The sequence below is a fragment of the Ruegeria sp. AWH4_226 genome (assembly GCF_056159225.1).
In genome coordinates, this window is sequence record NZ_JBSWUU010000001.1 from 1,274,440 (window position 1) to 1,298,705 (window position 24,266).

General features: G+C 58.3%; 27 protein-coding genes and 1 tRNA gene. 14 read left to right on the forward strand and 14 right to left on the reverse strand.

What is annotated here, in order from left to right:
- The first annotated feature begins 41 nt into the window (after positions 1-41).
- Both ACXAET_RS06185 and ACXAET_RS06190 read left to right on the forward strand, forming a co-directional pair.
- Positions 42-118 (forward strand) — tRNA-Pro (locus tag ACXAET_RS06185).
- 61 nt (positions 119-179) lie between these two features.
- Entirely contained in the window at positions 180-1,256 is a 1,077-nt protein-coding gene (locus ACXAET_RS06190) for a 2'-deoxycytidine 5'-triphosphate deaminase (RefSeq protein ID WP_475182665.1), read from the forward strand.
- On the opposite strand, the gene ACXAET_RS06195 is transcribed toward ACXAET_RS06190, so the two are convergent.
- The 7 genes from ACXAET_RS06195 to ACXAET_RS06225 all read right to left on the reverse strand — a co-directional run bounded on the left by ACXAET_RS06195 (position 1,257) and on the right by ACXAET_RS06225 (position 8,159).
- The gene (locus tag ACXAET_RS06195) at positions 1,257-1,481 is read right to left on the reverse strand and encodes a hypothetical protein (protein ID WP_475182669.1); all 225 of its coding nucleotides are present in this window, start codon (positions 1,479-1,481) and stop codon (positions 1,257-1,259) included.
- 64 nt (positions 1,482-1,545) lie between these two features.
- The gene (gene scpB / locus ACXAET_RS06200) at positions 1,546-2,202 is read right to left on the reverse strand and encodes an SMC-Scp complex subunit ScpB (RefSeq protein WP_475182673.1); all 657 of its coding nucleotides are present in this window, start codon (positions 2,200-2,202) and stop codon (positions 1,546-1,548) included.
- Positions 2,195-2,989 (reverse strand): segregation and condensation protein A, encoded by a 795-nt coding sequence (locus tag ACXAET_RS06205; RefSeq protein WP_475182675.1) that lies wholly within the window; start codon positions 2,987-2,989, stop codon positions 2,195-2,197. The genes scpB and ACXAET_RS06205 overlap by 8 nt, the downstream gene beginning before the upstream one ends.
- Positions 2,979-3,986 (reverse strand): beta-N-acetylhexosaminidase, encoded by a 1,008-nt coding sequence (gene nagZ / locus ACXAET_RS06210; protein WP_475187133.1) that lies wholly within the window; start codon positions 3,984-3,986, stop codon positions 2,979-2,981. Before nagZ ends, ACXAET_RS06205 begins: the two co-directional genes overlap by 11 nt.
- On the reverse strand, positions 3,983-5,047 hold the full coding sequence (locus ACXAET_RS06215; protein WP_475182679.1) for an SPOR domain-containing protein: 1,065 nt from the start codon (positions 5,045-5,047) through the stop codon (positions 3,983-3,985). The genes nagZ and ACXAET_RS06215 overlap by 4 nt, the downstream gene beginning before the upstream one ends.
- Positions 5,048-5,135: 88 nt before the next feature.
- Entirely contained in the window at positions 5,136-6,881 is a 1,746-nt protein-coding gene (gene argS / locus ACXAET_RS06220; RefSeq protein ID WP_475182682.1) for an arginine--tRNA ligase, read from the reverse strand.
- Positions 6,882-7,016: 135 nt separating this feature from the next.
- Positions 7,017-8,159, reverse strand: a complete 1,143-nt coding sequence (locus ACXAET_RS06225; RefSeq protein ID WP_475182689.1) for a deoxyguanosinetriphosphate triphosphohydrolase — start codon at positions 8,157-8,159, stop codon at positions 7,017-7,019.
- Between the two features lie 76 nt (positions 8,160-8,235).
- Here ACXAET_RS06225 and ACXAET_RS06230 point away from each other — a divergent pair, with 76 nt between their 5' ends.
- Both ACXAET_RS06230 and xth read left to right on the forward strand, forming a co-directional pair.
- Positions 8,236-8,559 (forward strand): HesB/IscA family protein, encoded by a 324-nt coding sequence (locus ACXAET_RS06230; RefSeq protein ID WP_068331783.1) that lies wholly within the window; start codon positions 8,236-8,238, stop codon positions 8,557-8,559.
- A 282-nt stretch (positions 8,560-8,841) separates the two neighbouring features.
- On the forward strand, positions 8,842-9,621 hold the full coding sequence (gene xth / locus ACXAET_RS06235) for an exodeoxyribonuclease III (protein ID WP_475182693.1): 780 nt from the start codon (positions 8,842-8,844) through the stop codon (positions 9,619-9,621).
- 4 nt (positions 9,622-9,625) lie between these two features.
- Here xth and ACXAET_RS06240 read toward each other — a convergent pair whose 3' ends face one another.
- Positions 9,626-10,777, reverse strand: coding sequence for an FAD-dependent oxidoreductase (locus tag ACXAET_RS06240; RefSeq protein WP_475182697.1), 1,152 nt, complete (start codon positions 10,775-10,777; stop codon positions 9,626-9,628).
- A 71-nt stretch (positions 10,778-10,848) separates the two neighbouring features.
- Positions 10,849-11,271 (reverse strand): RNA polymerase-binding protein DksA, encoded by a 423-nt coding sequence (dksA, locus tag ACXAET_RS06245; RefSeq protein WP_039531267.1) that lies wholly within the window; start codon positions 11,269-11,271, stop codon positions 10,849-10,851.
- Between the two features lie 368 nt (positions 11,272-11,639).
- On the opposite strand from dksA, the gene ACXAET_RS06250 reads away from it, so the two are divergent.
- The 6 genes from ACXAET_RS06250 to ACXAET_RS06275 all read left to right on the forward strand — a co-directional run bounded on the left by ACXAET_RS06250 (position 11,640) and on the right by ACXAET_RS06275 (position 16,593).
- On the forward strand, positions 11,640-12,485 hold the full coding sequence (locus ACXAET_RS06250; RefSeq protein ID WP_475182700.1) for an AAA family ATPase: 846 nt from the start codon (positions 11,640-11,642) through the stop codon (positions 12,483-12,485).
- Between the two features lie 176 nt (positions 12,486-12,661).
- The gene (locus tag ACXAET_RS06255; RefSeq protein WP_475187135.1) at positions 12,662-13,051 is read left to right on the forward strand and encodes a GNAT family N-acetyltransferase; all 390 of its coding nucleotides are present in this window, start codon (positions 12,662-12,664) and stop codon (positions 13,049-13,051) included.
- Positions 13,048-14,412: a DUF2927 domain-containing protein gene (locus ACXAET_RS06260; RefSeq protein ID WP_475182704.1), complete on the forward strand. Its 1,365-nt coding sequence runs from the start codon at positions 13,048-13,050 to the stop codon at positions 14,410-14,412. Before ACXAET_RS06255 ends, ACXAET_RS06260 begins: the two co-directional genes overlap by 4 nt.
- A gap of 3 nt (positions 14,413-14,415) precedes the next feature.
- Positions 14,416-14,586: a hypothetical protein gene (locus tag ACXAET_RS06265; RefSeq protein WP_224889224.1), complete on the forward strand. Its 171-nt coding sequence runs from the start codon at positions 14,416-14,418 to the stop codon at positions 14,584-14,586.
- A gap of 3 nt (positions 14,587-14,589) precedes the next feature.
- Positions 14,590-15,774, forward strand: a complete 1,185-nt coding sequence (locus ACXAET_RS06270; protein ID WP_475182710.1) for a vWA domain-containing protein — start codon at positions 14,590-14,592, stop codon at positions 15,772-15,774.
- Between the two features lie 129 nt (positions 15,775-15,903).
- Positions 15,904-16,593, forward strand: a complete 690-nt coding sequence (locus tag ACXAET_RS06275; protein ID WP_475182715.1) for a M48 family metallopeptidase — start codon at positions 15,904-15,906, stop codon at positions 16,591-16,593.
- Between the two features lie 35 nt (positions 16,594-16,628).
- On the opposite strand, the gene ACXAET_RS06280 is transcribed toward ACXAET_RS06275, so the two are convergent.
- From ACXAET_RS06280 to ACXAET_RS06300, 5 genes are read right to left on the reverse strand one after another with little or no spacing between them, the layout of a single operon-like run.
- A complete protein-coding gene (locus ACXAET_RS06280; protein ID WP_475182718.1) occupies positions 16,629-17,171 on the reverse strand; it encodes an RSP_2648 family PIN domain-containing protein in 543 nt (180 codons plus the stop codon).
- On the reverse strand, positions 17,168-18,370 hold the full coding sequence (locus tag ACXAET_RS06285) for an RSP_2647 family RNA methyltransferase (protein WP_475182723.1): 1,203 nt from the start codon (positions 18,368-18,370) through the stop codon (positions 17,168-17,170). Before ACXAET_RS06285 ends, ACXAET_RS06280 begins: the two co-directional genes overlap by 4 nt.
- Positions 18,371-18,408: 38 nt before the next feature.
- On the reverse strand, positions 18,409-18,681 hold the full coding sequence (locus ACXAET_RS06290) for a hypothetical protein (RefSeq protein ID WP_068331806.1): 273 nt from the start codon (positions 18,679-18,681) through the stop codon (positions 18,409-18,411).
- On the reverse strand, positions 18,668-21,457 hold the full coding sequence (locus ACXAET_RS06295; protein ID WP_475182730.1) for a [protein-PII] uridylyltransferase family protein: 2,790 nt from the start codon (positions 21,455-21,457) through the stop codon (positions 18,668-18,670). The genes ACXAET_RS06290 and ACXAET_RS06295 overlap by 14 nt, the downstream gene beginning before the upstream one ends.
- Complete coding sequence (locus ACXAET_RS06300; protein ID WP_475182732.1) at positions 21,454-21,843, reverse strand: DUF4440 domain-containing protein; 390 nt, start codon at positions 21,841-21,843, stop codon at positions 21,454-21,456. The genes ACXAET_RS06295 and ACXAET_RS06300 overlap by 4 nt, the downstream gene beginning before the upstream one ends.
- Before the next feature lie 154 nt (positions 21,844-21,997).
- Here ACXAET_RS06300 and ACXAET_RS06305 point away from each other — a divergent pair, with 154 nt between their 5' ends.
- The 4 genes from ACXAET_RS06305 to ACXAET_RS06320 all read left to right on the forward strand — a co-directional run bounded on the left by ACXAET_RS06305 (position 21,998) and on the right by ACXAET_RS06320 (position 24,206).
- Entirely contained in the window at positions 21,998-22,411 is a 414-nt protein-coding gene (locus ACXAET_RS06305) for a DUF2852 domain-containing protein (protein ID WP_475182737.1), read from the forward strand.
- Between the two features lie 65 nt (positions 22,412-22,476).
- Positions 22,477-22,908, forward strand: coding sequence for an RDD family protein (locus ACXAET_RS06310; protein WP_475182739.1), 432 nt, complete (start codon positions 22,477-22,479; stop codon positions 22,906-22,908).
- Positions 22,909-22,982: 74 nt separating this feature from the next.
- Positions 22,983-23,807 (forward strand): arginyltransferase, encoded by an 825-nt coding sequence (locus ACXAET_RS06315; RefSeq protein ID WP_475182743.1) that lies wholly within the window; start codon positions 22,983-22,985, stop codon positions 23,805-23,807.
- Between the two features lie 6 nt (positions 23,808-23,813).
- Positions 23,814-24,206 (forward strand): VOC family protein, encoded by a 393-nt coding sequence (locus tag ACXAET_RS06320; RefSeq protein WP_475182747.1) that lies wholly within the window; start codon positions 23,814-23,816, stop codon positions 24,204-24,206.
- Positions 24,207-24,266: the final 60 nt, after the last annotated feature.

The following is a 24,266-nucleotide window of genomic DNA, read 5'->3' on the forward strand; positions in this document are numbered from 1 at the left end:
TCTTGCCCCTGCCGGGAAAGTCTTTATGAACACGTCATCGTCGGGCTATGGCGCAGCCTGGTAGCGCGTCCGTCTGGGGGACGGAAGGTCGCAGGTTCGAGTCCTGCTAGCCCGACCAAATCACACCGACGTTTATGGCAGACAGGCCAGATCCCGCTCTGGCATCAGGGGGGATCGGAATGACAGGCGTATGCCCGAACCAGCAGATCGAAACGATGATCGCGCGTGGTGAGATCACCGCCAACCCCGAGGTGATCCCTGCACAAATTCAACCCGCGAGCCTTGATTTACGTTTGGGAACAGTCGCTTACCGGGTTCGCGCGTCGTTTCTGGCAGGCGAAGGCCGATCAGTCGCCGACCGTCTTGCCGAATTCGAAATGCACCGTATCGACATTTCGGATGGCGCGGTTCTTGAAAAAGGCTGTGTCTATCTGGTGCCGCTGATGGAGGCTCTTGACCTGCCCAAAAGTATAACCGCGGTCGCTAACGCCAAAAGCTCGACCGGGCGTCTCGATCTGCTAACCCGCACCATCACCGATGGAGGTACCGAGTTCGACCGCGTGCCTGCGGGCTATGCTGGTCCTTTGTACGCCGAGATCTGCCCCCGTTCCTTCTCGGTGCTGGTCCGGCCGGGGATGCGGCTGAATCAGATTCGGTTCCGCCACGGTCAGGCCGTGCTGAGCGACGCGGAACTGACCGCGTTGCACCGTGACTCGCCATTAGTCGACGGGCCGGCGGTGATTCAGGACGGGCTGGGCTTTTCCGTCGACCTGCGACTGCCCGACACCGATCTTGTCGGCTATCGTGCCAAGCCACATACAGGCGTGATCGACCTGGACCGGATCGGCGAATATGACCCGCAAGAGTACTGGGAAGAGGTGCGCACAACGGATGGCCGCATCATTCTGGACCCCGGCGCATTCTATATCTTGGTCAGTCGTGAGGCGGTGCACATCCCGCCCATGTATGCCGCAGAGATGGCCCCCTATCTTGCCATGGTTGGTGAGTTTCGGGTGCATTATGCCGGGTTCTTCGACCCCGGCTTTGGCCACGCCGCAGCAGGTGGTGCGGGATCACGCGGTGTTCTGGAAGTACGCTGCCACGAAGCACCGTTTGTTCTGGAACACGGTCAGGTCGTTGGTCGGCTGGTCTACGAAAAAATGGCCGAAATGCCCACGCAACTTTATGGCTCGGGCATCGCGTCAAACTATCAGGGTCAAGGGTTGAAGCTTTCCAAACACTTCAAAGTTGACTGATCAGAATTTCATGAACCGACGCATCTGACGCGTTACTTTCTGTGCCTGACCCAGTTGTCGTGACGGGCGTGGCCCTGCGGTGTTGCCGCGTTTGGGTGCATCGGTGCCTTGATCCGATCTGCCACCCATTCGGCTTGCCACATCAAAGCCTTTGTCGACGCCTTTGTTGATGAGGCGGCGCATGACCTGACGGACGATCATGTCAATGATCCGATTGGCGTTCATAGTTCAACTCCATTTCCTGAGCCCTAACATAAGCGATCAGTGTGGCAACAAAAGGCCCCGCTGATCACTCTTCCTCGAACAGCTCCGTCTGATCTTCGTCTTCTTCGTTTTCCTGTCCCTCGCCTAAGGGAATAGTGCCGGGCGGTGGACGGTTTTCCAGCAACCCCGCGGCACGCAGTTCTTTGAGCCCAGGCAGGTCGCGCGCGTTTTCAAGTCCGAAATGGTCGAGGAACTGCGGCGTCACCACAAACGTCACCGGGCGGCCCGGGGTCATGCGGCGGCGACCCAGCCTGATCCACTCCATCTCTAGCAGCTGATCGATGGTCCCGCGCGAAACCGAAACGCCGCGTATCTCCTCGATCTCAGCCCGTGTGCAGGGTTGGTGGTACGCCACGATTGCCAGCGTCTCGATCGCGGCACGGCTCAACTTGCGAGTCTCAACCGTTTCCTTTTGCATCAGAAATCCTAGGTCCGGGGCCGTTCGAATGGCCCAGGCCTCGCCAACACGGGTAACCTGAACACCGCGACCCTCATAACGTTTCTGAAGCATTTCAACGGCTTGCGCTGCGTCGCTACCATGCGGCATACGAGCCTCAAGATCGGCGATTGTCACCGGCTCGGCGCTGGCGAACAACACCGCCTCGACCATGCGTTCCTGCTCTGCCATTGGGGGCGCTTCGAACAGGGTGCCGGTGCCTTCGTCTTCGGGGGCGTCAATCACGGGTGTCAGTCCTCTTGCGCAGTTGGATCGGGGCAAAGGTTTCGGCCTGCTTGATCTCCATATGTCCTTCTTTCACCAGTTCCAGCGAGGCCGCGAACGTCGCCGCGGTGGCCGACCTGCGACGCACTGGATCAGCATCCCAGCCTTGGGGCAGATAGGTTTCCATATCCGTCCAAGTCCCAGCAAATCCGATCAGGGGTCGCATCCGTTCCAGCGCCTGCTCCATGGTAAACACCGCATCGCGATCCATAACAAAGGGGCGGAATTCGTCCCGCGTTCGAATACGCGCATACCCCTGCATGAGGTCCAGCAAAGTGGCCGAGTATGTCACCGTGCGGATGCGAGTGACATCCTCACCCTGCCCGCGTTTGAAGAAATCGCGCCCCAGTTGGTCCCGCGCCATCAGACGTGCGGCGGCGTCGCGCATGGCCTGAAGGCGTTCAAGCTGAAACGCCAGATGCGCGGCCAGCTCTTCACCAGATGGCCCCTCGTCATCAGGATCAGGGGGCAAGAGCAGGCGAGACTTCAGGAAAGCCAGCCAAGCCGCCATCACCAGATAATCTGCGGCCAGTTCGATGCGCAGCGCACGCGCCTTCTCCACAAAGGCAAGATATTGATGCGCCAGTGCTAGGACCGAGATTTTCCGCAGGTCGACTTTTTGCGTACGGGACAGGGTCAGTAATACGTCCAACGGGCCTTCAAACCCGTCGACATCAACAATCAGCGCTTCGGCCGCAAGGCGATCCGCGACCGAGACCGGGTCTTCGCTGAAAAGGTTATCGTTCATACACCTGCCCGCCCATTAGGGCAGATAGTTCCGCTTCGGCAGCTTGGATGTCAAGTTCCGCAGGCTTTTGACGCATAGCCAGCGCCCTTTCTGCGCGTTTCTGTGCCTGTGCAGTCATTTCTCCGGCCGCAATCAGAACCTTTTCGCGGGCGGCGAACGACCCGTTGCAATGCAATACAACGTCGCACCCGGCACTCAGCGCCTTGTGCGCAATATCCTCGGGCGCGCCGCTGAGGGCTTTCATCGAGATATCGTCCGTCATGATCAACCCGTCAAAGCCGATTGTGTTGCGGATCAAGCTGATCATGGTGGGTGAAATCGTGGCTGGTTGCGGGTCGATGGCGTCAAATACCAAATGCGCGGTCATCCCCATCGGCAAGGTGTTGAGGGCGCGGAACGGCGCAAAATCCATCTGTTCCAGCGCATCTTTCGTCAGGCTCACATGCGGCAGATCGTGGTGGCTGTCCAAGGTCGACAAGCCATGCCCAGGCATATGTTTGAGTACTGGCAAGACACCCCCGTCCAAATGCCCCTGTGCGACAGCCTTTCCGATCTGGGAAACCACTTTCGGATCAGAGCCATAGCATCGGTTTTTCAAAAACGCGTGGGTGTCCTGGCGCGCCAGATCGACCATCGGCGCGCAGTTGCTGTCGATGCCAAGCGCAAATAGTTCATGAGCGATCAGACGATAGCGTAGATAAATGGCCCGTTCGGCATGATCCCCGGCACGGTGGACGTGATCAAGCGGTGGCATCCAATCCCGTGCCAACGGTGCGCGCAAGCGTTGAACCCGGCCGCCCTCCTGATCGATCGTGATAGGGCAGTTGCGGTCAACAGCGTTGCGAAAGTCATCGCAGAGGGCACGTACCTGATCGGCGGTCTCAATGTTTCGGGCGAACAGAATGAACCCGAACGGGTTCATTTCGCGAAACAGGCTTTTTTCTTCGGGCGTCAGGCGTAAACCTTCCGCATCGCTGATCGCCGCGCCGAACGTCACCGAGCGGCGACCGGAATACAATCTGCGCCCTGCGCCTCTAGCGCCGCACAGAACTGGCGCGAGTCGCTCAGGTCGTCAAATCCGACAACGCGCAGACGGTAAAATGTCCGTCCACCACGTGAAGTCTTCTGGATAACCCTCTGCTTTCCAAACATATATTCACCAAATCGACCATTCAAACGGTTCCATTCTGCCGATGCCACATCCGGGCTTTCATACGCCCCAAGCTGGGCCATTCTTGTGCCCTTGGTCAGCTTGTTTGGGTCCACATCCAGACCCACCGCCGCCTTTACGGCAGCGTTGATCGCATCCTCAGTGCTTTTGCTGGTTGAAAACCCACTCGGTCTGGAACGCGCCGGGCGGGTAATGGGCCGCAGCGAACGGCGAACACCCGGCAGGGCTGCCAGTTCCGGATCGGGCAGAAGCGCCGCCAGATCGGCGGGGTCAATTGCGGGCTCTTCTTCGGGCGTTACCAGTGCTGCAAGCTGCACTCCATCTTCGGTCGTGTTGTCGATTTTTGCCGCCTCGCCTGCCAGTTCAGCGACCAGAGCGTCCACGTTGCCCTGACGCAACCGGGCGGCTTCCTGATCGGAAATCTCTTCCTGCACGACATGCACGGCAGGAGTGGCACTCAAGGGTTCAACCGGAATATCCTCATCCGCCAAAGAAACCGGGCGGGGCGCAAGGATCAACCTGTCCGCCGGAGGCGCTGCAGTCCCGACTGCAGCCACAGTATTCACAGCAAGCCCTTGGTGATCCGCAGGCGTTCCGCCCGGGTTTTCAGGCTGAATTCGCATCGGTCCTTCAATGGCCCGCACCACCGGCACGCCGCTGACGTCCCGCATGACAAGCTTGTAGCCCCAGACACCAATCCCTGCGACCAGTGCCAGCGATGCGGCCGCTCCCACAGCGTTTAGGATACGACCCAGCCCCGCAACACGCGGTGCCTCATCATAGTCCGGCAAATCCTCGGGATACTCATACCCATCCTGCGGATACGGTTGATTCGTATAATGCATATGCTCGGGGCGCGCCTGCCCCGCGTAATCGTAACGTGCCATGTCCGCCTCACCGCCCGTTTCGCGCCGGAAAATAAGGCGCGCGGGTCATTTCTTGCCTACCTCAAACCGGCGCGTCGGGCGGAGTTTGTTACCGCATCTCCTGCGCCGGAGTAACACCAAGAATACTCAAGCCTGCTGAAATCACAACAGAAACAGCCCGGGCCAATGCGATTTTCGACTGGCTTGTGGCAACATCGCCATCTTGAATGAAGCGCAGTTGAGTTTCGTCGTTCCCCTTGTTCCACAGCGCGTGGAAATCACCTGCGAGCTCGTACAGGTAAAAGGCAACGCGATGCGGCTCGTTGGTGCGCGCCGCGATTTCGACCAGACGTGGCCATTCCGCCAGCTTCTTGGCAACCGTCAGTTCAGAGGCGTGGTCATTCTTGCTCAGGTCCGCGCTGGCTAGGGCGGTGTCATCGGCAGCGATACCTGCTTCGGCGGCACGGCGCAGCACGCTCATGACGCGGGCATGCGCATATTGAACATAAAACACGGGATTTTCACGGCTCTGCTCAAGCACCTTGTCAAAATCGAAGTCAAGTGACGCGTCGTTCTTGCGGGTCAACATTACGAACCGGGTCACGTCCGGGCCGACGTGATCCACCACGTCGCGCAGGGTAACAAAGTTCCCTGCCCGCTTGGACATCTTGAACGGCTCGCCATTCTTCCACAGCTTTACCAATTGGGTCAGCTTGATATCCAGCGGCACCTTGCCGTCCGACAACGCCGACACCGCTGCCTTCATCCGTTTGACATAGCCGCCATGGTCCGCACCGAAAACGTCGATCAGCGCGTCGAAGCCACGGCTCACCTTGTCGTAGTGGTACGCGATATCTGGCGCAAAATAAGTCCAGCTGCCATCCGATTTCTTGACCGGGCGATCCACGTCGTCGCCGTGTTCGGTGGATTTGAACAGTGTCTGCTCGCGCGGTTCCCAGTCTTCGGGTTTTTTACCCTTGGGCGGCTCCAAAACGCCTTCGTAGATCAGGCCTTTGTCGCTCAACGATTTCAACGCGGCCTCGATCTTACCGGTGCCGTAGAGCGATTTCTCTGAGAAGAACACATCCATCTCAACGCCCAGCGCCTTCAGGTCGTCGCGGATCAGATCCATCATCGCGTCGGTGGCAAAGCTGCGCAACTCTTCAAGCCACACGCTTTCCGGTTTGTCGATCAGGCTGTCGCCGTATTTCTCTTTCAGCGCCTCACCGATCGGGATCAGGTAGTCGCCGGGATAGAGCCCTTCGGCAATCTCGGGGCTCAACCCGTTGGCTTCGCGATACCGCTCGTAAGCCGAGCGCGCCAGCACATCCACCTGCGCGCCGCCATCATTAATGTAGTATTCACGCGTCACGTCATGGCCGGAATACGCCAGCAAACTCGCCAGCGCATCGCCGAACACTGCCCCCCGCGTGTGACCCACATGCAGCGGGCCGGTTGGGTTGGCCGAGACATATTCCACGTTGACTTTCTGCCCGTGGCCCATGGTCGAGCGCCCATAGTCGGCGCCCTTTTCCAACACTGCCGCCAGAACGCCCTGCCAAACCGTCGGTGCAAGTCGCAGGTTCAAGAACCCCGGCCCGGCCACCTCGGCACTGGTGATGCGTGCATCCGCTGCCAGCTTTCCCGCCAGAACGTCGGCAATATCGCGCGGTTTCATCTTGGCGGGTTTTGCAAGCACCATTGCTGCGTTTGTGGCCATATCGCCATGCCCCGCATCGCGCGGAGGTTCGACCGCCACGTTGTCAAAATTCAGCCCCTCGGGCAGCGTACCTTCGGACTGCATCTGCGCCAGCGCGTCCAGCACAAGGCCGCGGATCTCGGAAAACAGGTTCATTTCGGATGTCCTTTTGCTTGTCGGGCGGTTTAACACGCGTCACGGCAAGGTCAATGGAAGCGGTCAGTTTCAGACCGGACAGACATCAACAGCGGGGCCGGTCGTGTGTAGGCTCGTCAGGGTGCCGCCGGACAGCTATCGGCCCGTCAGTCTTTTGTGGTCCTGAAGGGCAAAGCGGTCAGTCATTCCTGCAATATAGTCCGACACAATCCGGGCCAGCGCAGTTTCATCTTGGGCAGCCTCGATATCACCGTGCCACCGTGTAGGCATCTGCTTGGGGTCAGCAAGGTAGATTGGAAAGAGCTCCTCAACAACTTTACTGACGTCGGCCCTGACTTTCATCACGCTGGGCGCGCGATACATGCGCGAAAACAAAAACGTCCTGATTTCTTTAAGCTGCGACCACAGGCCCAGTGAGAACTGAACCACGGGATAGCCCAGATTCCGAATATCCTCGACACGTTGTGCGCCTGACTTGGCGATAAGGCCGTGCGATGTGTCAATGACGTCTGAAACCATGACACCAAAAACACGCCGCAACGCCTCGTGCCTGCGGCGGTATGGGTCTAGCCCAGGATATTTTCGGTCTACTGCGGCGTAACAATCGCCCACGATGGGCAATTCTTGGATTTCTTCATCGGTGAACAGATTTGCCCGCAAACCATCCAGCAGATCGTGGTTATTGTAGGCAATGTCATCAGACAGCGCCGCCACCTGTGCCTCGGCACTGGCGTGCGTGTGCAGCTCCAAATCGAAGCTGCCGTTACATTCGGCCAAAGCCCAAGGCAAGCTACCGACTACAGGGCCGTTATGCTTGGCAATTCCCTCCAAGCACTCCCACGTCAGGTTACAGCCATCGAATTCGGCGTAGTGGCGTTCCAGCTTGGTAACGATACGAATGGCCTGAGCGTTGTGGTCAAATCCGCCATATGGCTCCATCAGCGCGTGCAGCGCGTCTTCTCCAGTATGGCCGAATGGCGTGTGTCCAAGATCATGTGCCAATGCGACAGCTTCGGTTAGTTCGGGGTTCAGACCTAAAGCACCGGCAATCGTGCGGGCGACCTGGGCGACCTCGATGGAATGAGTCAGACGGGTTCGATAGCTGTCCCCTTCATGCTCAACAAAAACCTGCGTCTTGTGTTTGAGCCTCCGAAACGCGCTGGCATGAATGATCCGATCCCTGTCACGCTGGAAACATGATCGGAAACTGCTTTCTTCCTCAGGCACAAGCCGCCCCTTCGCGCGGCCCGGGTCCGAGGCAAATCCCGCTCTTTCCAAAGGTCTTGTCCTTGTCGCCTGTCCTAAGGTTTCATATATTGTAGCGTGGTCGAGAAATAAACCTTTGGAGTCCGGCATGAATCTGCCCCCAACAGTCACCGAACGCGCTTTTGACCGGTTGGCCGAAATTGGCGCCGCTGATCAGGGTCAGGCCCTGCGGGTCGCTGTTGAAGGCGGCGGATGTTCCGGTTTTCAGTACGAAATCGCGCTGGACACACCGAAGGAGGACGACCTTGTATTGGAAGGCAAAGGGCAAAAGGTCATTGTCGACTCGGTTTCACTGCCATTTCTTGAAAATGCCGTTATTGACTTTACTCAGGAACTGATCGGTGCGCGGTTTGTAATTGAAAATCCGAACGCGACCTCTTCCTGTGGCTGCGGTACGTCCTTTTCTATGTAATCGCCAGCGGGGGCTTTGCCCCCACACCCCCAGGATATTTCCAGCCAGATGAAGCAAGGGTCCGCTCTCCGACCCTTCCGCCGGAGAGCTTCACCTGGCGCGGTCATCGGCGTCCCCGCCTGTACCGCAGAACTTTTGTTGCTCAAAACAGTTAAGGGTTCGTTACTTCATTTGGCTAAAAATATCCCGGAGCGCGAGGCGGAGCCTCGCAAACCCGCTCTTCGACTTGCCGTTGGGCCGGTTCTGCGCGATAGGTTGCCATAAGGCTTCGGAGGATCGCGCATGAAAATCGCCACGTTCAACATTAACGGCATCAAAGCGCGGGCCGAAGCTTTGCCGCGGTGGCTGGACGAGGCGCAGCCAGATGTCGTTCTATTGCAGGAAATCAAATCGATTGATGAGAACTTTCCTCGCGAGATGTTCGAAGAACGGGGCTTTAATGTGGAAACGCACGGTCAGAAAAGCTTTAACGGTGTCGCGATCCTTTCAAAGCTGCCGCTTGAAGATGTGACGCGTGGGTTGCCCGGCGATGATGAAGACGAGCAGGCACGCTGGATCGAAGCCACGGTAATTGGCAAAAAGGCTTTGCGCATTTGCGGATTGTACCTACCCAATGGTAACCCCGTGCCGGGCCCGAAATACGACTATAAGCTGTCATGGATGGAGCGGCTTTATCACCGCGCCGGTGATCTTTTGGCCAGCGAAGAACCGGCGCTGATGGCAGGTGATTACAATATCATCCCACAAGCTGAAGACGCTGCCCGCCCAGACGCTTGGCGTGAGGATGCTTTGTTTCGCCCTGAAAGCCGCGCGGCTTTTCGTAAAATCCTGAACCTTGGGTTTACCGAAGCATTCCGAGCCCGCGTTCAGGGCCCCGGCCACTATTCATTCTGGGATTATCAGGCAGGTGCCTGGAACAAGAATGACGGCATCCGGATTGATCACTTTTTGCTGACACCGCAGGCTGCTGACCTGATGCGCGATTGCCAGATTGATGCCGCTGTGCGCGGACACGATAAACCGTCTGATCACGTTCCGGTCTGGGTCGATCTTGACGTTTGAGGTGTCAGGCCGTCGCATCGTAGGCGTAGATCCACTCGTACCTCTTGGAAAGCCGGGGGCCGATGGCCTTCAACGCCAATTGTGCCGCCAGACGCATTGGGCCGCGAAGGTGAAAATTCCGCGCATTTGACCCGGCGGTGGCAACCACCTTTTTTGTTCTTGTAAGACGGCGGGATTCATACGCGGCCAACGCCTGTGCTACTCCGGATTGCTCTTCAAAGGATTGCGCCAGCACCCAGGCGTCCTCGAGGGCCAGACAGGCCCCTTGCGCCATGAAGGGCAGCGTCGGATGTGCAGCATCTCCAAGCAGGGCCAACCGCCCGTTCTGCCAGTTTTCTGCTACGGGACGCAGGAACAAAGCCCAGAGGTGTGTCTCGGTCACATCCGACAGGATATCTCGCACGCTCCCTCCGAAATCTGCAAAACGCGCGCGCAGTTCGTCGGGGTCACCCCGCAGACGCCAGCCTTCCTCTTGCCAGTCCGAACGTTCTTCGATCGCGACCACGTTCATCAACTGTTGATCGCGCAGCGGATAGGTCACCACGTGACGTCCCGGCCCCATCGTTAGCGAGGCGCACGGCATCAGTTCGCTGATCGCCCAAGGAATAACCGCGCGCCATGCGACTTGATTGGTAAACTGCGGTGTCTCCGCTCCGTTCAGGATAGGGCGTATCGCGCTGCGGCCCCCGTCAGCCGCAATCGCGCAGTCACAGCGCAAAGACTCGCCCGTGTCTAGCACCAATTCGGCTTCGGCCGGATGTTCGTGAACCTGCACCACACGCGCACCAAGGCGAATTTCAACGCCTGCACCCGTTGCCGCCCGATGCAGCAGGTCAAGAAGGTCGGCACGGTGATAGTAGTAGGTCGGTCCAGCCGCGGGCGCAGGAATGCGGCTTATGACGCGACCCTCGCGATAATCCCGTATGATCGTCCCGTGGGAGATCTGCGCATCCCCCGGCACGTCCTCCACGACGCCTAGCGCGCGAAGAACCGCAAAACCATTGGCGCTTATCTGTAACCCCGCCCCGACCTCGCTCAAGGCTGGGGCTTGTTCCAGCACCGTGACCTGCGCCCCGCGTTGCTGCAGAGCCAAAGCCGACGCTAGCCCCCCTATTCCACCACCAATGACGTAAACTTTTAGGCTGCCGATATTCATGCCGTTGACTTAACGCAAAAACGCCGGAGCAACAGGCCCCGGCGTTCATGAATTCCAGTATTTTGCAGCGATCAATCGTCGCGGTGCACCTTCTCGCGGCGTTCATGCCGTTCCTGTGCCTCAAGCGTCATGGTTGCGATCGGGCGCGCGTCGAGACGTTTCAGCGAAATCGGATCGCCGGTCATCTCGCAATAGCCATACTCACCCTCATCGATACGGCGCAGGGCCGAATCGATCTTGGCAACCAGTTTACGCTGACGGTCTCTGGTCCGCAGTTCCAGCGCGCGGTCTGTTTCCTCGCTCGCTCGGTCTGCAACGTCCGGAATGTTCCGTGTGTTGTCCTGCAGTCCTTCGATCGTATCGCGGCTGCCAGCCAAAAGTTCATTCTTCCAGTCCAGCAGCTTGCGGCGGAAATACTCAAGCTGACGGTCATTCATGAAAGGTTCATCTTCGGCCGGGCGATAGTCTTCCGGCAGAAAAACTTCCTGCTTCATTTTTGCTCCCTCGGTATAGCCAGTGACGTCGGTTGCTGATGTTTCACCTGTCATTTGGCACCCCCTTCTGCGGAGCATGTATCCGACGCGCGTGAGAATGTCACTACACAAACGTCGACTTGATACTTTATAGCTCAGACTTGATTAACTTCACGACACAGAACACCAAAACCTTGTTTTTCTGTGGAAAATATCGGGCAAAAATTGGGCGACTCAGGACTGGCAATTCATTTCAGAATGCCGTGATCGGAAAAAAGACTGAGTGCCCTTAGAAATTCATATCACGGGACGCCGCGGCCCGCTTGTCAAAATCATCACCCCTCTGTAACCCGAACAGCACAGTTCGCGCCAAACCACACGAGGGGCCCATGACCGCACGTTTCCAAGGCACAGCAGAATATGTCGCCACAGATGATCTTACGATTGCAGTGAACGCAGCCGTAACGCTTGAGCGCCCGTTGCTTGTGAAAGGTGAACCCGGCACCGGCAAGACCGAGTTGGCCAGGCAGGTGGCTGGGGCGCTGAATCTGAAGATGATCGAGTGGAACGTCAAATCGACTACCCGCGCGCAGCAGGGTTTGTACGAGTACGATGCGGTTAGCCGGTTGCGCGACAGTCAGCTTGGCGAAGAACGTGTGCACGATGTGTCGAACTATATCCGAAAGGGGAAACTGTGGCAGGCGTTCGAGGCAGATGAAAAAGTCGTTCTTCTGATCGATGAGATCGACAAGGCGGATATCGAGTTTCCCAATGACCTTTTACAAGAGCTCGATAAAATGGAGTTCCACGTCTATGAGACGGGTGAGACGATCCGCGCCAAGCACCGCCCTATCGTCATCATCACCTCGAACAACGAAAAGGAATTGCCAGACGCCTTTCTGCGCCGCTGTTTCTTTCATTACATCCGCTTCCCGGACGAGGCGACAATGCGCCGGATCGTCGAGGTTCACCATCCAGGTATCAAAGACGGGTTGCTGACCACCGCCCTTACCCAATTCTATGAAATTCGCGACACGCAAGGACTGAAGAAAAAGCCGTCTACCTCTGAGGTATTGGATTGGTTGAAGTTGTTGTTGGCAGAAGACCTGAGCGCAGAGGACCTGAAACGCGATGGTGTCAATGCCCTTCCCAAGCTGCACGGCGCGTTGCTGAAGAATGAACAAGACGTACACTTGTTCGAAAGGCTTGCCTTTATGGCACGCAGCAAACGCTAAACATCAGACCATATTCAGATCGCTGCTTGCGTTGGACAGGCCTGGCTGTCAGCATTGCAAGTGGCGGTCCGGACGAACCGGGCCAGGTTGGATCGGGACAGAACGGGACACTGTGATTGGCTGACACTTTGACCATCCGCGCGTTGCGGCCCGAAGACCTACCAGAGTGGTCCGAGATGTGGCGCGACTATCTTGACTTCTACGAGACCACCGTCTCGGACGAGGTGTATGCCACCACATTCGCGCGGCTTCTCGGGGACGACCCACATGATTTTTCATGCTTCGTTGCGGAGCACGACGGTCAATTGCTGGGTCTGACGCATTACCTGTTTCATCGGCACGCCTGGAAAATCGAAGACGTCTGTTATCTTCAGGACCTTTTCACGCGCCCTCAGGCGCGCGGCATCGGTGTTGGGCGCGCCCTTGTTCAGGCGGTGTATGACGAAGCTGACCGTCAGCGCGCCCCATCGGTTTACTGGCTGACGCAGGAATTCAACCACACCGCCCGCAAGCTGTATGACCGCATCGGCAAGCAAACGTCGTTCATCCGGTACCAGCGCTCATGATACGTTGGGCCGCTCTTCTTGCCGCAGCAGTGCTGGCTGGCTGCGCAACGGTTGAACCGGTCGAAATTCCCACCCGCGTCAAGGCGATTGAAGAGACGTTGCCGCCGGCAAAGGCATTCACGCGCGCGTCCCCAACGCCTCCGGCCCGGTCAAACGCGAATATCGCGTCGGATTTCGTGTCGTTGCATTTTGAGCTGGAAGGTGGCGCGCAATTGCCCGTGTTCACCCGGTTTGAAACGCCTGTCACGGTGCGCCTTACCGGCTTGCCCACGCCCTCAATGCAGCGGGACCTCACCCTGTTGCTGAACCGGTTGCGGCGCGAAGCCGGGATCGACATCCGCCAAATCTCGGACGGTACGGCCAACATCACGATCGAAGCCGTGAGCCAGGATCAAATCCAAGAAATTCTGCCGCAGGCCGCCTGTTTCGTGGTGCCCAATTCTTCGAGTTTCGAAGAATATCGCCGCGACCGCCGCAAACAGAAAAGCAGTTGGAGCCGCCTGAACAGCCGCGAGCGTCTGGGCATTTTTGTCCCCTATGACGTCAGTCCACAGGAAAAACGCGATTGTTTGCATGAAGAGGTCGCACAGGCGCTGGGGCCGTTGAACGATCTCTATCACCTGCCGGATTCGGTGTTCAACGATGATAACATCCACACCGTTCTGACGGGATTTGACATGCTGATCCTGCGCACCGCCTATGCGCCCGAGTTGCGCAGCGGCATGACGCGCGAACAGGTTGAAGCCGTCCTGCCGGGCGTGCTGAACCGTCTGAACCCGCGCGGAAACACCCTGCCTGCTCAGCCGGTTTCCGGCACGCCCCGAGAATGGATCAATGCCATTCAGAAATCACTGCGCCCGCAAGTCAGCGCACAACGGCGCATGCGGGCCGCGCAAAGAGCCGCACAGATCGGGCAGGAACAAGGCTGGACCGACCACCGCCGCGCCTATCCGTATTACGTGATGGGACGCATGGCGCAGTTCGACAACCCGCAGAAGGCTTTGCAGAACTATCAGCTTGCGCTGCAATACCTGCGCGCGGCACCCGGCACCGAGGTGCATCAGGCATATGTTACGACCCAAACTGCTGCTTTTGCCCTTGCACGGGGCAAAGGACCAGAGTTTCTGCCAGAACTGGACAAAGCCATCAGTGTCATGACACGGGCCGAGAACGCCTCGCAACTGGCGACGTTGTTGCTATTGAAATCCGAAGCGCTCAATCAGGCCGGGCGTTCCGCTCAGGCACGTTCCGTCAGGCTGGACAGTCTTGCGTGGGCGCGCTACGGGTTCGGATCGGAAACAGTGGTCCGGTCGTTGATGCAAAACGTTGCCGAAGGACCCGCCAACAGCAGGGGCGGATAGCGCATGGTCGTAGTTCTGGGAATGGCGATACTGGGGGCAATCCTTGGGGCGATGACCGCACGCAAACGCAAGGGCAGCGGTGCAGACATCGCACAATATGCCGCTGGCTATGGCATCGCCTTTGCTCTGCTGGGGTTGGTCTTGTCTTTGCTCCTTGTGCGATTTGTGGTCTGACCGATGTTTCTGCCCTTCTTCGAAAACCTCAGGAAGTCCGGCGTTCCCGTCTCATTGCGCGAATACCTGACCTTTCTGGAGGGCATGAAAAAGGGTCTGGCGACCTATGATGTTGAGGCGTTTTACTACCTCGCGCGCGTCTCGATGGTGAAAGACGAACGCAACATCGACAAGTTCGATCGTGCCTTTGCCGCCAGTTTTGAAGGGTTGGATGCGATCAGCTTCGAACAGGTGCTCGAGGCTGTCGATATCCCTGCCGACTGGCTGGCCAAGATGGCCGAGAAACATTTGTCCGAGGAAGAGAAGGCTGAAATCGAGGCCTTGGGCGGTTTTGAAAAGCTGATGGAGACGCTGCGCGAACGGCTCAGCGAGCAGCAAGGCCGTCATCAGGGCGGCAACAAGTGGATCGGGACGGCCGGAACCTCTCCGTTCGGGGCATATGGGTATAATCCCGAAGGTGTCCGCATCGGCCAGAAAGAAAGCCGCCACAAGCGTGCGGTCAAAGTCTGGGACAAGCGGGAATTCAAGAACCTCGACGACACGGTTGAGCTGGGCACCCGCAACATCAAGGTCGCGCTGAAACGCCTGCGCCGCTGGGTGCGCGAAGGCGCGGCTGAAGAGCTTGACCTTGACGGCACGATCCGCGCCACCGCCGAACATGGCTATCTGGATGTCAAAACCCGCCCCGAACGCCACAACGCAGTCAAGGTTCTGCTGTTCCTGGATGTGGGCGGTTCAATGGATCCGCATGTCAAAGTGGTCGAGGAATTGTTCTCGGCCGCCCGGACCGAGTTCAAGCATTTGGAATACTACTATTTCCACAACTGCCTGTATGAAGGCGTCTGGCGCGACAACCGCCGTCGCTGGGATCAGCAAACACCGACGTATGAGGTGCTGCGCACCTATGGCTCGGATTATAAGTGCATCTTTGTTGGCGATGCCTCGATGAGCCCCTATGAAATCGCTTATCCTGGCGGTGCGAACGAGCATTGGAACCAGGAATCAGGTCAGGTCTGGCTGCAGCGCGCACGCGAGCAGTGGCCGTCAAACCTATGGATCAATCCGGTGCCGGAAAAGCACTGGAATTACACCCACTCCATCGGCATGATTCAGGACATCTTCGAAGACAGAATGGTGCCTATGACATTGGCCGGGCTCGAAAAAGGCATGCGAGAGCTGACACGTTAATCGACGGCATCCGATTGTTGAGTGACAGGGCCACTCAGCAAGGGCTGGTCGTGGCCTGAGATGACGTGCCCACGAACAACCAACAACTTTTTGATTGCTCTTGCCGCCAGGCGCACCCATATCTTGGGCATGTTTCGTCTTACCCCAATCCTGCTGGCAATCGCCTATGCCCTTGTGATGTATCGTGTTTCCGTATGGCGCACGCATCGCGAGTTGGATGCAAAATCGACCGAACTGGCAGATCCGGCGTTGAAACGCATGACCGATCGGCTTGCAGCAGCTTTGGGGATCGAACGCGTTCCTGTCTATATCTATGAAATTGACCCCGTGAATGGTCTTGCTGCGCCCGATGGTCGAATTTTCATCACGCGTGGCTTTTACCGCAAGTTTCGCAGCGGAGAGGTCTCGGCCGAGGAAATGGCAAGCGTGATCGCACATGAGTTGGGGCATGTCGCCTTAGGGCACGCGCGTCGGCGGATGATTGATTTCTCGGGCCAAAACGCGATGCGGGCGGCGTTGATGATGCTTCTGAACCGTTTCATTCCCTTTATCGGGGCGTGGATTGCCAATGCTCTGACCCATCTTCTCGCGTCGCGTCTGTCACGCGGGGATGAGTATGAGGCCGATGAATATGCAGCCGCCCTGCTGACAAAGGCAGGGATCGGGATAGGGCCGCAGAAGTCCCTGTTTCACAAACTGGAAGACCTGACGCAACAGCGGGCCGGTGTCGTTCCTGCTTGGCTGATGAGCCACCCCAAAACCGACGAACGCATCGCCGCGCTTGAAGCGCTTGAGCAGCGCTGGGGTACAGAAGCCTAGTCAGGCGCGGCAATTCGCTTGCCGCGTGATAGGCCTTAGCTGGCCAATGCCTTCCCCAAACGCGGCAAGCGCGCCTTTTTCATCAACGCCCGCATGGCCCATTGGTCGCCGGACAATCGATTGGCTTCTGCCAGTACACGCGCGGCAACATCCCCCATTCCGTCGGGGTCAATTTGCCAGAATCCGAGCAACAAGCTGTCAGGGTCGCGGCGGTCAAGACCTTCTTCCGACAGAATGTTCCTTGGAAAATCCTTTGCATTGACGGTTACGATAACGTCCGCCGATGCCCCCACTGCCGTTGCAAGAACGTGGATATCGGCGCTGTCAGGTAGCCACAGCCGCTGTTCAAGCCCCGGATTCGCGTTGCGTTCGGCCTCTGGCCACTGTGCTTGAGTCAAGGCGATCTCGGCACGGGCCTGAACCTCACCCTCCGGGCCCAGTTTGCGGGCTGCGCGGGCCCATTCTTCGAGGATTCGTGCAGACCACACCGGCGAAAAATGGCCCTGCCTGGCGGCGCCAAGCAGCATCTCTCGCATCACCGTGGGATAGATGACGCAGGTATCAAGTACCGCCTTCATAACCGGTAGAACACCGCCTTGAGGTAGCCACTTTCGGCCAGTTGCGGCAGTTGCGGATGGTCGGGACCAGCGAAACCCGTATGGATCAGTTGAGCCTGTCGCCCTGCCCGACCAATCCCACGTGAGGACGCATCGCGGAACCGGCCCAGATCAGCCGCATGCGAGCATGAACACAGACCAAGATACCCACCGGGCGCCACCAGTGGCGCAGCAAGGCGCGCGATGCGCTCATAGGCGCGCAACCCTGCATCCAACGCCTGTTTTGACGGTGCAAAAGCGGGTGGGTCGCAGATGACTACGTCGAATTGCGCTCCCTCCTCACCCAGTTGCGTCAGAACATCGAAGGCATCACCTTGGCGAGTCTGCAAACGATCTGCAAAGCCCGAGGCCTGCGCGCCCTGCGCCGCCAGTTCAAGCGCTGCGACCGAACCATCAACGGCCAGAGCGTGTTCGGCCCCTCCGGCCAGCATCGCCAGTCCAAAGCCGCCCACATGGCTGAACACGTCAAGCACATTTGCACCCGGTTCCACCAGCCGGGCGGCGAAGGCATGATTGGGGCGTTGGTCATAAAACAGACCGGTTTTCTGACCTCCGGTGAGGTCAGCCATGTAGGTCGCGCCATTCATCGGCACCAGCAGCGGAGCGTCAGGCGCCGTTCCTCGCACGACCTGGTTTACGTCATCCAGCCCTTCAAGCCCGCGTGTGCGACCCGAGGCGTTTTTCAGAACTGTCGTCACGCCCGTCACCGCAACCAGCGCGTCGGTCAGAGTTTCCAGGTGCACTTCGGCCCAGGCGGCGTTGGGCTGAATCACGCAAGCCTCACCAAAGCGGTCGATAATCACGCCGGGAAAGCCATCCGCCTCGGCATGGATCAGGCGGTAGTACGGCGCGTCGAACAAGCGCTCGCGCATCTCAAGCGCACGGCGCAAACGGGTTTCGAACCAATCCGCATCCAGTTGCGTATCCAGATCGCGGTCCAGAACGCGGCACATGATTTTCGAGTCTGGGTTCACGGCGACCAACGCGATTGGGGTGCGTTTGTCGTCTTCGAGCACCGCCAAAGCACCCGAAGGGATTTTGCGTGTCCGGCGGTCGGTCACGATATCATTGGCATAGACCCACGGAAAACCATGTCGCAGGCCGCGCGCATTGGCTTTGGGTTTCAGGCGGATACGGGGGCGGTCGGTGGCTTGGGTCATGACGCCCTCTTAGTGGCGAACGCGTCCGGGGAAAAGCCCTAGCGGGGCCGAGATCGCCACCCGCCGCGCCGTTTCGGTGCTTTGGCCGATTGCAACCCCTCGGCCAGAACCTGCGTCATAGGATGATCTGCCTCTTCCGCGGCATAGACGGCGTGAAGATCGTTCAGAGCCTGCGTTTGATCCCGATCAGCAGGCAGGCTAAGCGCCCAGTCCAGAAAGATACTGCGGCATTCGGGCAGTGTGATCCCTTCGATACGATAGGCTTCGCGGATCAGACCCTTGTGATCGTTTGGATCATTATTGCGCGGCATCCTGCCCCTCCTCGATCACGCGGCCGATGATATCGGCGGCGGCGGTATAACTCTCTTGCAGCGCAGCCTGCAACTGTTCGACCTGTTCAAAGCCGGTGGCGCGGCACAGGAAGGCCGTGCCGCCTTCGCCGATCTTGTCAGCCTCGATAACCTTGCCAGACAACAACCGGGCAGCGCATTGCACGGACCAGCATAGATCATAGCAGGCCTTGAGATTTTGCGCCTGAGCGACGTCCAGTAATCCGGCTGCGACAGCACCGTCCAACCCGCTGGAGACATCACGCTGCGCAACACCCGATATCAGGGCACCGGTTTCCGCCACCAACTCGATATCCATCATCCGCCCTGCACCATTCTTGACGTCCCAGATGCCCGCAGGAGACTTGGCTGCCGCCAGACGCGCCCGCATCTCGGCCACTTCGCGCAGAACCTTGTGGCGATCTACGGGCTCAGACAGAAAATCTGTGCGGAATGACTCAATATCCTGCGCCAACCCTGAATCACCGGCAACCACGCAGGCACGGGTCAGGGCCAGATGCTCCCACACCCAGGCTTTGTTTTGCTGGTAGCTGATGAAACTGGACAGGCTGGTTGCTACTGGCCCCTGATTGCCCGAGGGGCGCAGGCGCATGTCGACCTCATAAAGCCGCCCTTGCGACATCGGCGCTGATAGCGCTGTGATTAGTGCCTGCGTGAACCGGGCATAATATGTGCGCGTGGCAAGCGGGCGCGGTCCATCAGACATCTCCTGATCCAGCGGGTCATAAATCACGATCATGTCCAGATCGGATTGCGAATTGATCCGCCCGGCCCCCAACGACCCCATGGCCAACACCGCCGCCCCGCGCCCCGGCGCAGGCCCATGTTTCTTTGCGAATTGATCGGTAACGCAGGGCAAGATCGCTGCGATAACGGCGCTGGCCAGTTCGGCATAGTATTGCCCGGCCTTAACGCCGTCGATCAACCCGCGCAGGTGGTGAACACCGATACGGAAATGCCACTCCTTGCACCAGCGGCGCGCAAAATCCAGTTTCGTTTCATAGTCATGCTCTTGCTCGAGCGCCTGTTCCAACTCGGCTTGTAAGACTGATTGCCCGGGCCAGGCGGCAAAGAAACTGCCACCGATCACCGCGTCAAACACGGATGCGTTGCGCGACAGATGCGCCGCCAGCGCATGTGACGTACCCACGATATCAACCAGTAGATCGATCAAATGCGGGTTTGCTTCGAAAAGGGAAAACAGTTGTACGCCGGCAGGCAAACCTGACAAGAACCCGTCTAGCGCCAACAACGCCTCATCCGGTTTCGCCGTTTTCGAAAGACGCGAAAGAAGCTCGGGCTTCAGCCGTTCGAATATCCGCCGCCCGCGTTGCGAGCGGAGCGCTGGATAAGTGGTCCAGCGGGCCAGAACACCTTGGTCGAAATCGGTTTCTCTGGCTGGTGCAGGCGTCGAAGACCCGGGGGCGAAGAACCCTTCGGTCAGCTCATGTACCTCGGTCAGACGACGGGTCAGGTCGGCAGTTAGCTCTGCGCCGTCAATCCCCATGAGACAGGCCACACGCTCAATCCCGTCTGCAGACTGCGGGACCTTGTGGGTCTGCGCATCATGGACCATCTGAATGCGGTGTTCGACCTGACGATGCGCGCGGTAGTGATCGGTGAGTTTTTCCGCGACCTCCTGAGGGATCCAGTTTTTTTTGGCAAGCGCTGACAGGCCGGACACAGTGCCGCGCACGCGCAGGTCAGGATCGCGCCCCCCGGCGATCAACTGACGGGTCTGAGTGAAGAACTCGATCTCCCGGATACCGCCCTGCCCCAGTTTCATGTCGTGGCCCGGTATTGTCAGTGCGCCACCGGTTCCTTTGTTCTCGCGAATGCGCAGGCGCATGTCATGGGCGTCCTGAATGGCCGCAAAGTCCAGATGGCGACGCCAGACAAACGGGCGCAGGGTATCAAGGAAATGCTGCCCAGCCGCGATGTCACCGGCGCAGGGGCGCGCCTTGATGTAGGCTGCGCGCTCCCACGTGCGGCCCAGACTTTCGTAATACCGTTCAGCCGCTTCAGCCGCCATGCAGACCGGCGTTACCGCTGGATCAGGGCGCAGTCGCAAATCGGTGCGGAACACATAGCCATCAGCGGTCTTATCGCTGAGCGTGGCGCAGAAATTACGCGTAGCACGCACCATACCGTGCCGTGCGTCATAGAAATCATCCGGGTCAAACCGAGTTTCGTCAAACAGCACAATCAGATCGATGTCCGAGCTGTAGTTCAACTCAAACGCGCCCATCTTGCCCATCGCAAGGATAATCATCCCGGCGGCTGTTTCCACGTCGTCCGGCCCCATCCCCGGCAGTTTGCCACGCCGGATGAGCGCTGCGATTTCGGCCTTTGCGGCCACATCCGCAGCCAGCGCCCCAAACTCCGTCAACGCCCCGGTCACCTTTTCCAGCGGCCATGCGCCCGCCAGATCGGCCAGCGCGGTCAGCAGCGCCAGCCGCCGTTTGGCCTGTCGCAATCCGGGTTTGAGCTGATCCGGAGGAAGACGGCGCGCGGCGTCCATCAAATCAGCCAATGCCTGGTCGGGGTGCTGCAAGGCACCGGGCAACCAATCACGCTCTTGCTCGATCAACCCTTTCAGGTACGGGCTGCTCCCCGCCGCGCCTGCGATCAATTCGCGCTGTTCCGGCGCAACGCCCTCCACGGCGCGCAGAGCTTCTTCGCCAAGCGAGGCATCGAAGGCGCGCGGTACGCGGTGAATGGTCAGCGGCGCAGTCATCGGACCTCCAACGGGGTGTCCTGACTGAAGCTGTTGACCCAAACGTCATTGCGACGTTCCCACAGGGATGAGATCAACATCGCCTCTTGCACCTCAAGCCCTGTGCGCTGGAAATCGGCGCGGTAGCTCAGCAACACCATGTCCGGGGTTAAAACCCGCAGCTTGGCCTGGCTTAGTTCGTACCGGGCCATTGTTGGCGCATCAGCAAACTGACTGACGTGATCATCCCGGTTTGCAAACCCGGTGGGGTACACTCCGAGAAAATCCGCACTCAACAGCGCACGATCAGCCGACGCATCACCATCGACCAGCGCCTTCCAAACCTGCTTTTCCAGAGAAAGGATATCTTCAAGCGAAGGGGTGGGTTTAACATCGTTGTTTTGCATGTGCGAAACCTGCGCCCGATCACGGTCAAGGTCAACCAGAGACCGCTCTTGATCTGTCAATGTAAATCTTTTTCACATAGACCCCTTGCAACTGGCCTTGTACATCCCATCTTTAGAATGTGAATACGATTTACATCAACCCCGGAGATACGAAATGACCGCACTGTCCGACCACGCCGTCCCTGCAAACCCGGGATGGCTTTACCGTGCCGAGGCCTGGATGGATGACAAGGGCAAAGGCGCCTGGATCGCCGCCATGGTGCTGGGTTTCATCTTTTTTTGGCCCGTTGGCCTTGCCCTTCTGGCCTATATGATCTGGAGCAAACGCATGTTCAGCAAATCCTGCAGCCGCCGCAAGTCGTGGCAGAGTCACATGAGCGCCATGAAACCGTCGGGTAACAGCGCCTTTGACGCCTACAAGTCGGATACACTCGCCCGGTTAGAACGGGAACAGCAAGATTTCGAAGCGTTCCTGCATCGCCTGCGCGAAGCCAAAGACAAGGCTGAATTCGATCAGTTCATGGACGAGCGCGCCCGCGAAAACCGCGACGAAGGCGAACGTGCCTGATCCAATCTTGCCCTGTCCCGGATTTCGGGACAGGGTATTCCCGAACAACGTCTCGGAAAAACTGAATGACCCACCTACCCGATCCAGACAGCCAACCCGAATTCTATCAGTCGGTTGTGACAAAACGCTTTGTAGCGTGGCTTTTTGATATCGCCTTTATCTCACTGCTGTGCATCGTGCCAGTCTTCCTGACTCTCGGTTTGGGGCTTTTCTTCCTACCACTGATCTACGCTGTCCTCAGCTTTATCTATCGCGTGGTTACGATCGCAAATGGATCCGCCACGTTGGGCATGCGCTTTATGGGCATTGAGTTACGCGATGCGTTCGGATCGCGCCTGGATATGGGCAAGGCCGTGGCCCACACTGCCGGATACTTCGTCAGCATGGCGTTTTTCGTGGTGCAAATCATCTCGGTCATCATGATGCTAACGAACGCACGACGCCAGGGTTTGACGGACTCGTTCCTTGGAACGGTCATGATCAACCAACGGGCATAAATTCAATCAAGTGAATCACTTGGCGGCTCAAGGAACCGTTGCTATCATCCCGTTTCAGGAGAGACGGGACCTTCATGCGACACACGCTGCCAATTGCGCCGCAATTCTATGTAACCGCACCCCAACCCTGCCCTTACCTTGAGGGCAGGATGGAGCGTAAGTTGTTCACAGCCCTTCAGGGGGAAGGCGCTGATCAATTGAACAATTCCCTGTCACAGCAAGGATTTCGCCGGTCGCAAAACGTGCTTTATCGCCCATCTTGCACCGATTGCGCAGCCTGTTTGTCTGCCAGAATCGACGTGTCGGCTTTCCGCCCCAGCAAAAGCCAGAAACGCACGGCCAAGCGCAATTCTTACCTGCAGCGCCGGGCAAATTCTCCGTGGGCGACAGACGAGCAATACGAGCTGTTTCGTCGCTATCTTGACACGCGCCATGCCGATGGCGGCATGGCCGATATGGACGTGTTCGAGTTTGCAGCGATGATCGAGGAAACCCCGATCCGCAGCCGCGTCGTCGAGTATGCCGATCCCGACACCAAAGACCTGATCGCGGTCAGCCTGACGGATGTTCTGGATGACGGTCTGAGCATGGTTTATTCGTTCTATGACCCCGAGCAGCCGCAAAGCTCATTGGGGACATACATGATCCTCGATCATATTGATATCGCGCGCGAGGCCGGCCTGCCTTACGTCTATTTGGGCTATTGGGTTCCGGGCAGCCCGAAGATGGGTTACAAGGCGCGGTTTGCCGGTCTTGAGGCTTATATGCGGGGTGAATGGCGCCGTATCAAAAACCCTGACGATCTGAACGAAACCGCCCATCACCCGCTGTCAACCGCCCCCATTGCCGAACAGGTCGCGGGTATTCAATTACCCGATCGTCACCCCACCAAAGGCTGATCACACATGCATCAGACGCTTCATGCTGTCGCCCTCGTGGTGCCGGACTACGATGCCGCGATTACCTTTTACACCCAGACGCTCAACTTCACGTTAACGAAGGACATCGACCTTGGCGGGGGCAAACGTTGGGTACTGGTAACGCCTCCGGGAACCGATTCAGGTTCATTGCTGTTGGCGCGTGCACAAGGCCCTGATCAGGTCGCCGCCGTCGGAAACCAAACCGGAGGTCGCGTCGGATTTTTCCTGCAAACAGATAATTTCGAACGCGATCACGCGGCGATGATGGCCAACGGCGTCCATTTCGAGGAAGAGCCACGCCATGAACCCTATGGCACGGTGGCTGTCTGGCGCGATCCATTTGGCAACCGATGGGATTTGCTCCAATTCTCTGAGTGAGCCGTTCCACTTACCCAAGCTAGAGGCGGTTTGAGTTGTCGCCCCAACTATCGGGCGTGA

What these genes read in the sequence shown, in the direction of transcription:
- ACXAET_RS06190 (WP_475182665.1), top strand. Translation starts at nt 180, where the DNA reads ATGACAGGCGTATGCCCGAACCAGCAGATCGAAACGATGATCGCGCGT.
- ACXAET_RS06195 (WP_475182669.1), bottom strand. Translation starts at nt 1,481, where the DNA reads ATGAACGCCAATCGGATCATTGACATGATCGTCCGTCAGGTCATGCGC.
- ACXAET_RS06205 (WP_475182675.1), bottom strand. Translation starts at nt 2,989, where the DNA reads ATGAACGATAACCTTTTCAGCGAAGACCCGGTCTCGGTCGCGGATCGC.
- ACXAET_RS06215 (WP_475182679.1), bottom strand. Translation starts at nt 5,047, where the DNA reads ATGGCACGTTACGATTACGCGGGGCAGGCGCGCCCCGAGCATATGCAT.
- argS (WP_475182682.1), bottom strand. Translation starts at nt 6,881, where the DNA reads ATGAACCTGTTTTCCGAGATCCGCGGCCTTGTGCTGGACGCGCTGGCG.
- ACXAET_RS06230 (WP_068331783.1), top strand. Translation starts at nt 8,236, where the DNA reads ATGAATCTGCCCCCAACAGTCACCGAACGCGCTTTTGACCGGTTGGCC.
- xth (WP_475182693.1), top strand. Translation starts at nt 8,842, where the DNA reads ATGAAAATCGCCACGTTCAACATTAACGGCATCAAAGCGCGGGCCGAA.
- ACXAET_RS06240 (WP_475182697.1), bottom strand. Translation starts at nt 10,777, where the DNA reads ATGAATATCGGCAGCCTAAAAGTTTACGTCATTGGTGGTGGAATAGGG.
- dksA (WP_039531267.1), bottom strand. Translation starts at nt 11,271, where the DNA reads ATGAAGCAGGAAGTTTTTCTGCCGGAAGACTATCGCCCGGCCGAAGAT.
- ACXAET_RS06250 (WP_475182700.1), top strand. Translation starts at nt 11,640, where the DNA reads ATGACCGCACGTTTCCAAGGCACAGCAGAATATGTCGCCACAGATGAT.
- ACXAET_RS06255 (WP_475187135.1), top strand. Translation starts at nt 12,662, where the DNA reads ATGTGGCGCGACTATCTTGACTTCTACGAGACCACCGTCTCGGACGAG.
- ACXAET_RS06260 (WP_475182704.1), top strand. Translation starts at nt 13,048, where the DNA reads ATGATACGTTGGGCCGCTCTTCTTGCCGCAGCAGTGCTGGCTGGCTGC.
- ACXAET_RS06265 (WP_224889224.1), top strand. Translation starts at nt 14,416, where the DNA reads ATGGTCGTAGTTCTGGGAATGGCGATACTGGGGGCAATCCTTGGGGCG.
- ACXAET_RS06270 (WP_475182710.1), top strand. Translation starts at nt 14,590, where the DNA reads ATGTTTCTGCCCTTCTTCGAAAACCTCAGGAAGTCCGGCGTTCCCGTC.
- ACXAET_RS06275 (WP_475182715.1), top strand. Translation starts at nt 15,904, where the DNA reads ATGTTTCGTCTTACCCCAATCCTGCTGGCAATCGCCTATGCCCTTGTG.
- ACXAET_RS06280 (WP_475182718.1), bottom strand. Translation starts at nt 17,171, where the DNA reads ATGAAGGCGGTACTTGATACCTGCGTCATCTATCCCACGGTGATGCGA.
- ACXAET_RS06285 (WP_475182723.1), bottom strand. Translation starts at nt 18,370, where the DNA reads ATGACCCAAGCCACCGACCGCCCCCGTATCCGCCTGAAACCCAAAGCC.
- ACXAET_RS06290 (WP_068331806.1), bottom strand. Translation starts at nt 18,681, where the DNA reads ATGCCGCGCAATAATGATCCAAACGATCACAAGGGTCTGATCCGCGAA.
- ACXAET_RS06295 (WP_475182730.1), bottom strand. Translation starts at nt 21,457, where the DNA reads ATGACTGCGCCGCTGACCATTCACCGCGTACCGCGCGCCTTCGATGCC.
- ACXAET_RS06300 (WP_475182732.1), bottom strand. Translation starts at nt 21,843, where the DNA reads ATGCAAAACAACGATGTTAAACCCACCCCTTCGCTTGAAGATATCCTT.
- ACXAET_RS06305 (WP_475182737.1), top strand. Translation starts at nt 21,998, where the DNA reads ATGACCGCACTGTCCGACCACGCCGTCCCTGCAAACCCGGGATGGCTT.
- ACXAET_RS06310 (WP_475182739.1), top strand. Translation starts at nt 22,477, where the DNA reads ATGACCCACCTACCCGATCCAGACAGCCAACCCGAATTCTATCAGTCG.
- ACXAET_RS06315 (WP_475182743.1), top strand. Translation starts at nt 22,983, where the DNA reads ATGCGACACACGCTGCCAATTGCGCCGCAATTCTATGTAACCGCACCC.
- ACXAET_RS06320 (WP_475182747.1), top strand. Translation starts at nt 23,814, where the DNA reads ATGCATCAGACGCTTCATGCTGTCGCCCTCGTGGTGCCGGACTACGAT.